We start from the raw sequence: 13,353 nt of genomic DNA, 5'->3' as shown, positions 1-13,353 counted from the left end.
CAATTGAATTAAAATGAGAAGCCATGGTATAATGAACACGAAAAAAGGAACTGCGCTAACAGTTCCCTTTTGACAGCACCGCTAAAGACGGTGACGATTTAATCTAAATATTTCAAGAAGAAATAGCTAGTCGGCTCGCTAAAGTGACGGCTATTTCTTTTTGTCATTTTTGTGGGCTAAAGTTAGAATGCCAAAAATCAGTGTTGCGATCAAAGATCCAAAACTGATCATTAGCCCTAACGCTGCTTCCACAGACAAAAGGCTTCTCCTTTCTGAAAAGTTTGGATTTATGTGCATAAGCACCACCCCGCTTTCTATTGGATAGCCACCGTCATTAAACTTTACTGTCTAGTAATAATTATAGCATATGGACCTAGTTATCACCTTGAAATCTCAAGAATAACTAGGTCTATCTTTTTGCCTAAAAATAAGGAACAAGGAGGAAACATGAATTTAAAAAAGATCATAAAGAAGGAGAAAAAGGAAAAGGCACCAAGGACAAAACGCCTTTCTCAGAAAAAAGCGAATCGTCTGGTATTTTCAGTTTTTAGTGTCATAGCTATTTCTTCGGTTGTTGGTGTCGTTCGAGCAAATGTTGTCGCCACTAATTTTGACAACTTAGCAAATAAAGTGGAAAAGATAAGCGAAAAACTGCCAGAAGAACAGAGTAACCAAGAGGTATACGATTACGCTGCTCTTTCTTTTTATGCAACAAATTTTGTCAAAGAATACATGGATTATGATACGTCTGCAGACGAAGGAAAGAAAAAAGATCGCTTAGAGCGTTTATCTGATTATTTATCTATGGATGTTGAAACGATTGATGAAACAGGAAAAACAGTACTCGATTTTTCAAGGGAATTTAAAGAAGCTTCATTGGTACAAGTGAAAGAAGAAAGTGACTGCTTACTCGTTTATGTAAATGTCACGTATGAAGTAACTACGGAAGACAAAACAGAAACGATCACGCAAGATATGGTATTGCCGATCCAGACGAAAAACCATTTGTTCTCGATCGTCAGCAGACCTTACTTCCTAGCGGCTGCTTTGCCACAAGGAAAAACGGAAGCATTGACGCAAGGAGAAGAACGCATGGAAGTGCCTACTCAAGAAAAAGAAGCCATTGAGAAATTTCTAGCGATGTTTTTTGAAAAATATGCTGATGCTGATAAACAAGAAATGATGCTTTTGATGAAAGAACCAGTTCAAACGACAGGAACAACTGAATTTGTCTCTGTAGATTTCAATGAGGTTCATTATTTTGAAACCAATCAAGAAGACGTTCGAGGAATACAAGTCTCTGTTACTTTTGCAGACAAGAAAACGAGTTTGACCCATACAGAAGATTTTTCTCTTTGGATCACACAGACAGAAAACTCATATTTTGTGAATACACTAAAACATTATTTTACGGAAGAGGAAGGTAATTTATGAATATCACGAATTTAGATAACTTTTTGAGAACCAGTTTTGTCACTATTTTAGCTTTCGGTGTCATTCTACTGATCTTAAAACATTGGAGAGGCGCTGAATGGCTCAAAATCATTTCGGTGATTTTGATCGCTTTGATCCTGAACGACTTTGCTACCAATCAGGGAGGAAATGTTTTTACTCTTGTGCGATGGGTACTGACGTTATTTGGTATCAGAATGTGAGGGAGAAATGAAATATTACGATTATTCACGAGGGTTAAGAGCTCCTTACTCTTTACAAGTGATACGTTCACCAAAAGGAAAAGTCGTATGGGTATTTGCTCAGCCATTAAATCTTTCTTATGTATTGATGCTGTTCTTTTGGTTAATCATAATTGGGATTTTTTGGATGAATGTTTCTTTACCAACGATTTTCGGTATCGATTTAAATTTATTGGTGATGTTGTATCTGCCAAATAAAATTGCACGTTGGTATTCTGAAACGGAGCTCGATGGAAAATCAGCCAATCTTTTTCTAAAAGATTTTTTTATTTATCTTCTGAATTTCGTTTTTGATCAACGTCCCATTATTGCATTTGAACGAGTCAAGGAACTGGAAGAAATTTCATTTAAAAGATAGGAGAATGATATGCAGCTTGAATATCCGCTGTTAGAGACCATGAAGAAAAACATGGTACTAACCAAAGAAAAATCAGCGATTGCTTATTACAGGGTACGTTCTGAAACAGTAATGCTGACGGATTTTGAAAAGAAACAAAAGACAAAGAAAAAAGTTGCCCGTGCGCTAAAGAGGTTAAAAACAAGCGGTGGGTTCGAGATCAATTTATTACCAGTGAATGCAGATATCCGTGGGAAAATGGGAGCGATGCGTTCATTGATTGACGTTGAAAATTATGCAGTTGGTGTCGATAAACTAAAGAAGACAGCAATGATGTTAGAAAATGAGATGGGCATGGTTTATGAATATGCTTGGATCATTGGTGTACCGCTAGTAAAAAAAGATATTGCAATCGATTTGAAAGAAAATGTGACAAGAGCATTGAACCATGTGACCGAAACAGTTGTGACAGGATTAGGCTTTGATTTAGCGTTAGAAGAGGAGTGGTATAAAAATTACCAGGAACAAGAACAGGAAGTATACCAGAATCTATCGGAGCTTTTAGTCGAACGTCTGACAGAAGATGAACTGTATTACTATCAAGCCTATCAATTTTTGAAAAATATCCCTCATGAAAGACAAGATATTTTAGCCAGTCAAAACCTAGATAATTTGATGGCAACAAAAATCAATCCTGTTTTCTCAGGTGGATTGAAATTCCAATGTGAAGAAGGAGAAAGTTACGTTTCCTATTTGCCTGTTGGCGATATGGGTGTTTTTTTAGATGGGAACCATTTACTGGAAATCGTCCAAAAGATGCCTTTCCCAGTTGAAGTTAAAATACAAGCAACTTTTGCTGAGAGTAAGGGACAATTAGCTTTATCTGGACGTTCTTCTAGGGCACGAACAAGAACTAAAAATATTATGCAAGAAGCACATTTAGCAGGATCAAAACAAAAACGAAAAATCATTGAAGGACAAGCGTCTTTAGATGACCTGAATCAAAAAATCGATGATGGCGTCGATATTATCGATTGGAAGGCTTACCTGGTTGTTTGCGGAAGTTCCAAGAAGCAAATGCAAGCGCGAAAAAAATACCTGATCAATCGATTTGATGGATTAGGAATTCCTTTGTTAAAAGCAGCCTTTGATAATCCGTATCTTTTCCAATCCACATTGTTTGGTAATTTTCTGCGAATGAAAGAGAAAAAATGGCAACATACTAGCACCATCGAATCGTTTGCGGAGCTGAATTTTTTCACGTCACTGAAAGCTGGTACCAGCCTGGGTTATTATTTTGGACGTGTAGACACGACCTTAGAAGAAAAAGAAGACCGAAAGAGTATTCTTCTTAACTCGAAAAATCTGATCTATATGAATATGTTTTTAGCGAATAAACAAGATGTAATAGGTAAGAAAACCAATAATCCACACTGGGCACTGACTGGAGATACTGGAAATGGAAAATCTGTTACGGCAAAAAAATTATTTATGGAATGTGCAACATTAAAAGACCGTGTATTGTATATCGATCCAAAAAAAGAAATGCGCTGCCAATTCATGCGAACAATCGATGATCCAACCTATCAGAAAAAATATCCTTTAGATGTTGCATTTGTCCACTCCTTTAATTTTGTGACCTTAGATGTCCGGGATAAGAAAAACAGAGGTGTATTGGACCCAATTGTTTTATTCGATGAAACAGAAGCGATTGCGACCGCAAAAGCGATGTTAACCAATATTTACGAAGGTACCTGGAACTTGAAACAAAAAACAGAAATTAATGAGACAATTGCTGCAGTCGTGAAGGAACGAAAATCGGGTAACAAAGTTGGTTTCTGGCACGTAATCGAGCGATTAGCTAAAAGTCCTATTCCTGATGTAGAGGATATGGGACGTTTTTTACTTTCGACAATCAAAGAATCCATTTTGGAACTTGCTTTTTCCCATGGCGAAACACCAGGGCTCTCTTTTGAAAAGAAAGTCACCATTTTAGAAATTGAAGATTTAGATTTGCCAACAGACAAAAATGAACATATGGATGAAAACAAGCGATTGTCTGTCACATTGATGTTTGCTTTAGGAACGTTTTGTTCGAAATTTGGTTCAAGAAATCCTAAAGAAGAAACGGTGACTTTCTTTGATGAAAGTTGGATCTTCCAATCGTCTCCAGAAGGAAAGGCAATTTTGAAATCGATGAAGCGGATCGGGCGTTCCTTCAATAACTTTTTAGTATTGATCACTCAATCGGTCAATGATTTAGATGATAAAGAAGACGGTACAGGATTTGGAACGGTGATTTGTTTTGATGAAGTACAGAATCGTGAAGGTATATTGAGTTATTTGAATCTGCCAAACAATGAACAGAATATGAAATGGGTTTCGAATATGGTCCAGGGACAATGCTTGCTGAAAGATATGTTTGGGCAAACAAATCGGGTGGTCGTCCATGTACTTTTTGAGGAATGGTTGGAATTATTCAAAACAGTTGATGATACTGAGGCTTCCGTCATGGAGAATCGTTTTGCTGTATAGGAAGGAGGTAAGGAATGAATTATTTGATTGATAGTTATGATGCTTATACAGTGGGCGGCGGCTTACTTGATAAAGGTTGGCAAGCTGTAAATTGGTTTTTTGTAGGCGTCCCTTTTTTTATACTGAAGCTCTGTGTTTCTTTCTTCCTATTTTGTGAAAGTGTGTTGAATCAATCTGACTATTTTATCGCAAGACAAACCGAAGCTTATGAGATGTCTGTAAAAATTTTAGATAATTTTGGTGGTACTCAATTCGGTACGCGTACATTGATGGGATTGGCAATCTTGTTCAGTGCCTATTATTTATTGGTCAGTTTCTTCTCGAATCGACGTAATTTTTCAAAAGTATTGCTTCATTATGCTGCAGTATTTTTATTGTTTTTCGGTTGGTTTGGTCAAGTTTCTTCAACCAATCAAAATGGGCATGTAACCACCCAAGATGTCCCTATTTTTATTATTAAGTCATTAAATGGCATAGCTTCTTCCATTCGAAGCAACTTCCTTTCTGGTACTACCTATGAATCAGGTGCGGATCAAAGCAGTATGTTTGATGCGACGATTCAACAAACCTTTAATTATGTAAATAGTGGATCGTTAGATGGGACAATGCCAAATGGTGAAAAACTAGAAGAAAAAAAGTTATTGCAAGAACCAGGTTTATCAGAAAGTGACAAAGAAACATTTCTGAAAGAAAGAGACAAGTATATTGAGTCTTTAGAGAAAGAAAATCCTTACTTTGCGCAAGATGGCGCGAAAACCATGGAGAAAAGTTTTGCGATTTGGGTTGGTGTAATCAATTTACTCGTCCTAGCTTTACCGAGCTTATACGTAAGTGTGATGTTAACAATCATGCAAATGGCGATTAATTTATTGATCCTTGCTTTTCCAGTCATTGCGCTTGCTTCTTTCTTTCCACGTTGCCAAATGCTTCTATTCAAATTCTTTAAAGCCCTTGTCGGCGTATCCTTTATGCCAGTCATTTATGGCGTTTTCCTATCTGTACTCTTTTGGATGAATCAATTAGTTGATCAAGTGTTTCTAAATGTCGCTGAAACAGTCAACGAAAGTTTATTGAACGTGCTGTCAGGCGGCATTGTTTTATTAGGCACAAGAATCATTATGATCGTTGTAAAAATCGTCATGATCAAAACGTTATGGAAAAATCGTTATCGCTTATTGCGTTTCTTCTCAGATGGTCAAATCGAGCAGCCGTTCTTTGAAAAACAACTCAATGAAAAAGTCAAAGAAGGAGCAGAACGAGTGACTGAAGTAGGTGTAGGAACAGCTCAGGTTGCTGCGGGTGCTTATACTGGAAATGCGGGTATGGTAATGAGTGGTGCAGATGCACTTTTGCCAGATAAAGCCTTAAATGTTGGGAAAGAACATTTTGTCGATGAAACAGGTCAATTCACAGGGATCAAACAGGGATTGCGTTCATTCTTTAATCCAGAAATGGAAGAAGATTCAGCACCTGAAGAAAGTTTCGACATAGAAGAAAAAGAACAAGATGTTGATGAAGTAACGCCTGAAATCGAAGCGGTTTTTGAAGAAGTATCAGAAGAAGAACAAATCGATAATTCATTGGAAGATACTTTGCCAGAGTTGGAGGGAGAAGAAACAGATTTTGATAATTCTTTAAGTGAGTCCGATGAATGGATCGCAGATGAAACGGTAGTATCTGAACCACCAGAAAATACTGAAGCTGATTTAGAAATAGAACCAATTGTTGAGAATACAGAATCCGAATCAGTGGAACAAGAAAACTCACTGGAACTAGAAACGATGTCTGATACTGATAATTCAAGTGTAACAATCGACAATTTCGATGAACTGCAATTTGAAAAAGAAGAAAAAGCCTACTTTGATCACGAACAAGATCAAGAATTCATTGCGAACTATTCAGAGAATAATACCAACAATAGATATGAGCAGAATACTGAAGTAATTGATTCGTCTGAACAGAATTTTACAAGTTTGGAACAAAACGATGACCAATTTTTTGGTGCTGAAGAGGAACAGGAAGAAGAGATAGAAGACTGGTTATAAAATCAGTCTTCTTTTTTGTGGAAATGAGGTGAAAAATGAAAAAACTTACGTATGTACTTTTGGGAGGTGCTTTTCTATTCCTAGTACCCTTCCTATTATTTTTAAGTATCTTTTCTGGAGAAACAGGCGACTCTGCACATTTTGACCCAGCAACGCCCTAGGAACAAGTAGCGCTGGAAGTTTTTAACTTTGTTCTAGAAAAAGGAGGAACAAGAGAATTTGCGGCTGCCTGGATTGGAAACATGGAACATGAAAGTGGGTTGATTCCTTCTCGTATCCAAAGTGACTTAGCATTTAATTCTGTTTGGGCATTCAATCCTTCTATCGGCGGCTATGCCATGGGGTTAGCACAATGGGATTCTGGACGACGTGTCAATCTGTTGACCAAAGCGGAAGAAGAAAAGAAAGACTGGCGCGCCGTTTCGTTTCAATTAGATTTTGCTTGGTATCATGATGGTTCTGACAGTGAATTATTGAAACGAATGTCGCAAGGAACAGATATCAATTCTTTGGCAGTCGATATCCTGAAATATTGGGAACGTGCTGGTACGAAAGATGATCCTATTGAGCAAGTCAAGCGGAAAACAAGTGCCAATAATTGGTATAAACGTTTAACGACAGGTTCTTTAGGTGACGGTTCTGCCAATATCGGTGGAGGGAAAATCGATATTTTAGAAGCTGTTTTAGGTCAAGAGATCTATGATGGACAATGTTATGGACTGACCGCTTATTATGTTGAGAAATTAGGTGGTCCCACACTGATGGGCTCAGGATTTATGTATGCGGAATTGATTGGCAGTGATTATGATTGGGAAAGTTACGGCTGGGAAGTCATTTTTGATCCAAAGCCTTCAGATATCAAAGCGGGAGATGTAATCAACTGGTATGCAGGCAATCCGATTGCACCAGGGATTTATGGACATACTGGAATTATTGCCAGTGTCGAAGGAAACGGCGCATTTACTACCTATGAGCAAAATGCGGAACAAGGACAAATCTGTGCGAGATACAGCCGACAATGGGGGAGAGAATTTACCACTGTGGCAAGTATCGTACGAAAAAAATAGAAAGGAAGAAAAAAATGAGACGAAAAGTAATGTTATCAATGATTACTTTATTATCAGTGTTTTTGTCTGCGTGTAGGGAAACACAGCAAGAAACGACTTCGACTGTGGAAGAATCAAAGCCTATGCAGATCGTAGAGACTGGAAATACCAAGAAACAAGAAGCTATTCCTGAAGAAACAACAGCTACCACAGAATCAAAAGAAGAAACGCAAGAAACAGAACCAAGCGATTCAGACAAGAAAAATATAGTCGTAGATAATTTGGAGCTGTTAACTGCTTATGGAGAAGCCTATGCCAATTTCTCAAGTATCGATCACCGCAACCGAAAATTAAAAGAACTGATGACGGAAGAATGTATCCAGCTAAACGGAATCGATGTTGAAACAGGAATCATGTTAGAAAGTTCCGGAAAAATCATCTCCATTTTTCAAAATGAGGAAGAAGAAGCAGCCGTATTGTTGGAATGTCAGCAAAACGGCTCTACCGTCCGCGTCCTATTAGTGGCAAAGGTAGAAGATGGGAGGATTGCAGAAATGACCTATAATACGTTGAAGAGGGAGTATTAAAATAAAAACCTATACTTTAAGTTGTGATAGGTTAATATTCGTAGTTACAATTCATTTATTCTCAAAAAATTGTTACATGAAGTAATCGGTACTGTGATAAACTTTAAATAAAAAACTAACTTTGAACTTTTTAAAGGAGAAATATGATGGAACGAGTTAAGTTTTATGGTTTATCAGATTTATCAACCTCTTCCCATTTTGAAAGAATAAAAAATATTATAGAAAATTCTGGGGAAGTAGAAGTGGATAACTTATTAGATATTTTAGAAATTTACAATGTTTTGAAATTTTTAAAATATAAAGTTTATCCTAGTTCTTTAACCGAAGAAGATGTAAAAAAAGCTGTGAGTGCAATTAATAAGTCAATATCTATTTTTTTTAATAAATTATCTAAAGATGATATATTACAGAGTTTTGAATACTTCTTTTCTCCAGAAGAAGTGGAAAAAAATATAATAAAAAAATCAGAAAGAATAGAGTTAGACAAATATAGTCAGATTTTATTTATAGACGATTTTTTAGAATGTTTTGAAAAATATAAGTTAAATGAAAAAATTAGTGAGGATGATTTCGATGGATGTATACAAAACTATTCAATCCCAATTTCTCACTTTTTAAAAAGTCAATATTTTATGAATGAATTTCCTCTAATAATAAAAAAATATTTTTTGAAAGACCCTAGTAATTTTGAATTGCTTTTAAGCAATTATACTTCAGACAGGCCCGGTTATTTTATTCCAAGTAATATTACTAAAGATGAAATGTATAGATTCTGTGAACTATATATTGGATATGAATTCGTGAATTTGAACTATACGCGGTTAATAGGCGATGGAATTATGGGATTGAAAGAATTATCTATTGATGCAAAACTACAACTAAAAGCTAGAAAAAGAAGCAAAGAAATGGAAGAAGAGCTGTTCAGCGAAGAGAGTACTTCAATAAATAGAGGGATTGGGTATAGTTTTGGAGTATACATTGATAAAGAAAATTATGACAAATCTGAACTAGGTTTTAAGACTTTAGTTGACTTGAAATATCTAGAAAAAGAAAATTATCCAGAGAATCTACTAGAGTACATGATGTATTTTGAGTATTTTTTTACAGATAACTGGATTTTTAATTTACCCAGTTTTCCTAATTGGGAAAGTTCAACTTTTAGTAGAGTTTTCTCAGGGGTTTATACAAAAAAATCTTATGAACTTACCCCTTACTTTATTAATAAGAATTATTTGATTTTACTAACATTCAAAGTATTTCAAGAAAGAATAAAGGAGATTACTGGTTCAAGAATAGAAGATTTACTAGTTTTTTTCTTTTCAGCTTACAGTAAGGAAAATTTTAATGTAGATTGGCTACCTTTAGATTTTGCTGATGAAACACAAAAACTAAACATTCAAATTAAAAATTTAGTGACTTTAGAAGAACAAATAAGGAAGCAATGGAAATTATATACTGAGGAGAAGGAAATAGATAGAGAGTTATTTGAGTTAGAATCAACACCAGTTCTCAGTTCTCTAAAAAGTTTGTTAGATAAAAAATATATCTATATAAATGAAAAAAAACAAAATATACAAAAAATCTTACATTTGTTATTCTCGGATCAATCAGATTTAATATATATTGATAAAGAATTTAATGCACATAGTTTTGTACAGCTAATTAATGAGAATAAGATAAAAAAATGTATGTACCGTAATTATCAACAATTGCATATTGATTTTTTAGTTAATAATAGAATTATCTCTGTAAATCAGGATGAAGAAATATATATGACAGAAAAACAAGTAATTAGGGTTTTAATATTTTCAGTTCTTTATAAATATGGTGTTATTCACTATCATCATGGAATTCAAAAGTTAAGTAGGAAAAAGGAATTAAACGAACTACAAAAAGAAATAGATGAGATGTTAAAGGAAGATTTATTAGTTAATGAAACTACACTTTTTGCTAAACCTGAAGTTGACTATCTAAATTACATCCTAAATAATTCTATGTTTGATAACGCACTCGGATTGAGAAATAAATATTCTCATGGATCTATTATTAAGGGAGATGAAGAAGATTATTTCTATATATTAATTATTTTAGTTTTTTACATTGTAAAAATAAATGAAGAACTGGTGTTAGGTATAGATGCTTAATTTGAGCGAACGTTTTTATTCTCTTAAGTGATCTAAATTAATTACGAAAAAAATATTATAGACGTATAAGTAAAAGGGGAACCTGTTACTTATACGTTTTTTTGTGAAAGGAGGGAGAGTTGCTGCGGCCGTCAGAGTTCAAACAGTATCTTCGAAGTTCATATACTACGGTTGATAAGAAGAAATATTTACGTACATTTCAAGTTTATTATGATCCAGTCAAAGAAAAGACGCGAAAGAAAAGTGTTAACTGGAAAGCAAAAGGATTTAAAAGTGAAAAACAAGCATTACGCTATCTGAAGGAACAGATTGGAAAAGAGTTCAAAAAATATTCGATGTTTGCTGATGCGAACTATTGTGAAACGTTTGGTGAATTATCGTCACTTTGGTTAAAAGCTTGGTCGCCCACGGTACGTCAAACAACCGTCCATTATCAAAAAGAAATTCTTCGCCGATACCTTCAACCACATTTTGCTAATAATCTGCGACTGCAACAACTGACTCCTTTGTTCGTGGAAGGGGCTTGGGCAGATATCTTAGCGATCCGCTCAAAACAAAGCAAAACGCTTCTAGAAAAAGCAACATTAGAAAAGATTCGTTCTTTACTTAAACAAATTCTCGCTTATGGTTATCGGCATGATTTAGTCTTATTCGATTTGAATAAGGTTATTTTGAGAATCCCCAATGACCGAAAAATATTAGCGATTCAACGCAGAAAAAAGAAGTTTCTAGAGAAAGAGGAGATCCGTACTCTTTTCCAAGTAATCGATGAGAAATATGAAAGTAATCATGAAATCAATAAGATGGGAAAACTGTACTTAGACATGGCGGAATTTTTGATTCGAAACGGCTTAAGGATTGGTGAATTAAGTGCGTTGACAATTGAGAAAGTGGATTTTCAGTCAAAGAAGTTAGTGATTGATGAAGGCGTAGTGGCAGCTTGTAGAACGATTGAGCAATACATACGCAATCCGCCAAAGACTATTTCCTCCATTCGAGAAATCGATTTGGATGATCGTTCGCTTGCGATTATTAGAAATAGGATTCAACTAAATGAAGCGAGACAAAAAGAGATGAAACAAAGAGAAAAAGGAACTTTTATAAAGACGTATCAGCGAAAGAACCAGACTTCTTATCACAAAAAAGTGAGGGCTTCTGAACAATTTCTTTTCTCAACTACGATTTTCCAAACACAAAATGGTACGCCAGTCGTTTATCATTCATTTAATGAGTTTATGAATGGACGTGGTAGCAATAAAAAACCAGTGAAATGTGTGAAAGATATCTTAAGAGAAAAATATCCTGCGTTTAATAAGCACGTTACTACTCATACTTTTCGCTACACACATATTTCTCTCTTGGCTGAAGCTGGCGTCCCAATCAAAGCCATCATGGATCGTGTTGGTCATTCCAATATGAAAACAACACTGGAAATTTACAACCAAGTGTCCAGCGCAACGAAAGAAAAAGTGATCCAAGAAGTCGATTCTTGGATTTTTTAGTGGATTTGTTTGTTAAATACGTTTAGTATGCGTATATAAGAGTGGTCGAAAAGCGGTACGACTTTTGACGTAAGGAGAAAGAAAAAACAATGAAAGAAACAAACAAATCCGTAGAACATAAGGTTTCTGCGTATATCCATATCCCATTTTGCGAACATATTTGTTATTACTGTGACTTCAATAAAGTGTTTCTAGAAGGTCAACCAGTGGATGAGTATGTCGAAATGCTACTAAAGGAAATGGCGATCATGATAGAGCGTCGTCCGGTGAATGAATTGGAGACGCTGTATGTTGGTGGTGGAACGCCGACTTCTTTATCGGCTAAGCAGCTCGATCGACTATTGTCTGGTGCCAGAGAGATCTTACCTTTTAATGAAGGAAAAGAGTTTACGGTGGAAGCGAATCCTGGTGATTTGACCAGGGAAAAGCTACAAGTAATGAAGAATTATGGGGTCAATCGTTTATCGATGGGGGTCCAGACCTTTGATAATCGCTTATTAAAGAAAATTGGTCGAAAACATACGGCGGAAGATGTCTATGAAACAATGCGATTTTTAGAGGCGGAAAATTTTTCAAATGTCAGCATTGATTTGATCTATGCGTTACCTGGGCAGACGTTAGAAGGCTATCTTGATACTTTGGAGCGGGCATTAGCCTTAGACTTACCTCATTATTCTCTTTATTCATTGATTTTAGAGAATAAAACGATGTTTATGAATTGGGTTCGACAAGGTCGGCTGCAATTGCCAGATCAAGAGACGGAGACACGGATGTTTGAAGAAACGATTGCGGCGATGGAAAAACACCAACGTCATCAATATGAGATCAGTAACTTTGGTTTAGCTGGTCATGAATCGCAACACAATTTGATGTATTGGAATAATGATCACTATTTCGGTTTTGGCGCAGGGGCAAGTGGCTATTTGGATCATACGCGATATCGAAATAAAGGTCCGATCCAACATTATTTGCGTCCGTTACGTGAAGGTGAGCTACCGGTATTAGAACGTGAAGAGTTATCTCGTAAAAATCAAATTGAGGAAGAGATGTTTCTTGGTTTAAGAAAAAAGGTGGGCATTGAGAGGCAACACTTTTTACAGCGTTATGGTCGATCGATTGAATCGTTGTATCAATCTGTCCTGGATGAGTTAGTAGCAGAAGAGTTGTTAGTGAATGAAGAAGACCGAGTATATTTGACACAAAAAGGAACTTTTTTGGGAAATAATGTCTTCGAACGGTTTTTATTGGATAAGGACTTGATAAACGACTGAATGATTGTTTAAATTTTTTATAACAACGAAATAAAAAAACGATTTGATCAATTTTTTTATGATTAAAAGACTGATATGACGGTGTTTTAAGCAAGTTGACAATTGATTAGCACTCTCGGTGGCAGAGTGCTAAAAAAGTGGGTTCTTTTCCTTGACACTTTTTAGTCTTCTTGCTATATTTATAAGTGGGTT

Annotated in this window: 10 protein-coding genes and 1 pseudogene; 10 read left to right on the top strand and 1 reads right to left on the bottom strand. The window is 35.7% G+C overall.

Annotated elements, in window-relative coordinates:
* Nucleotides 1-150 precede the first annotated feature (150 nt).
* Entirely contained in the window at nt 151-297 is a 147-nt protein-coding gene (locus HZ311_RS01375; RefSeq protein ID WP_331251507.1) for a putative holin-like toxin, read from the bottom strand.
* Between the two features lie 150 nt (nt 298-447).
* Between HZ311_RS01375 and HZ311_RS01370 the strand changes: the two genes are divergently transcribed.
* The 10 genes and pseudogenes from HZ311_RS01370 to hemW all read left to right on the top strand — a co-directional run bounded on the left by HZ311_RS01370 (nt 448) and on the right by hemW (nt 13,161).
* Nucleotides 448-1,434 carry a conjugal transfer protein gene (locus HZ311_RS01370; protein ID WP_178946419.1) on the top strand — a complete coding sequence of 329 codons (987 nt, stop codon included), beginning with the start codon at nt 448-450 and terminating at the stop codon, nt 1,432-1,434.
* Complete coding sequence (locus tag HZ311_RS01365; protein ID WP_178946418.1) at nt 1,431-1,655, top strand: hypothetical protein; 225 nt, start codon at nt 1,431-1,433, stop codon at nt 1,653-1,655. The genes HZ311_RS01370 and HZ311_RS01365 overlap by 4 nt, the downstream gene beginning before the upstream one ends.
* A gap of 7 nt (nt 1,656-1,662) precedes the next feature.
* A complete protein-coding gene (locus HZ311_RS01360; protein WP_178946417.1) occupies nt 1,663-2,052 on the top strand; it encodes a conjugal transfer protein in 390 nt (129 codons plus the stop codon).
* Nucleotides 2,053-2,061: 9 nt separating this feature from the next.
* A complete protein-coding gene (locus tag HZ311_RS01355; protein WP_178946416.1) occupies nt 2,062-4,566 on the top strand; it encodes an ATP-binding protein in 2,505 nt (834 codons plus the stop codon).
* A gap of 14 nt (nt 4,567-4,580) precedes the next feature.
* On the top strand, nt 4,581-6,611 hold the full coding sequence (locus tag HZ311_RS01350; RefSeq protein WP_178946415.1) for a hypothetical protein: 2,031 nt from the start codon (nt 4,581-4,583) through the stop codon (nt 6,609-6,611).
* 35 nt (nt 6,612-6,646) lie between these two features.
* Nucleotides 6,647-7,678, top strand: a pseudogene (locus tag HZ311_RS01345) (phage tail tip lysozyme).
* A gap of 14 nt (nt 7,679-7,692) precedes the next feature.
* Nucleotides 7,693-8,244 carry an EF0163 family protein gene (locus HZ311_RS01340; protein ID WP_178946414.1) on the top strand — a complete coding sequence of 184 codons (552 nt, stop codon included), beginning with the start codon at nt 7,693-7,695 and terminating at the stop codon, nt 8,242-8,244.
* 146 nt (nt 8,245-8,390) lie between these two features.
* Nucleotides 8,391-10,388 carry a hypothetical protein gene (locus tag HZ311_RS01335; protein WP_178946413.1) on the top strand — a complete coding sequence of 666 codons (1,998 nt, stop codon included), beginning with the start codon at nt 8,391-8,393 and terminating at the stop codon, nt 10,386-10,388.
* A gap of 119 nt (nt 10,389-10,507) precedes the next feature.
* Nucleotides 10,508-11,890 (top strand): tyrosine-type recombinase/integrase, encoded by a 1,383-nt coding sequence (locus tag HZ311_RS01330; RefSeq protein ID WP_178946412.1) that lies wholly within the window; start codon nt 10,508-10,510, stop codon nt 11,888-11,890.
* A gap of 89 nt (nt 11,891-11,979) precedes the next feature.
* Entirely contained in the window at nt 11,980-13,161 is a 1,182-nt protein-coding gene (hemW, locus tag HZ311_RS01325) for a radical SAM family heme chaperone HemW (protein ID WP_178946411.1), read from the top strand.
* The last annotated feature ends 192 nt before the right edge of the window (nt 13,162-13,353 follow it).

This window comes from Enterococcus mundtii, assembly GCF_013394305.1.
Lineage (GTDB): Bacteria > Bacillota > Bacilli > Lactobacillales > Enterococcaceae > Enterococcus_B > Enterococcus_B pernyi.
Note: the sequence above shows the minus strand (reverse complement) of the source record. Positions and strands in the feature narration are given on the sequence as shown.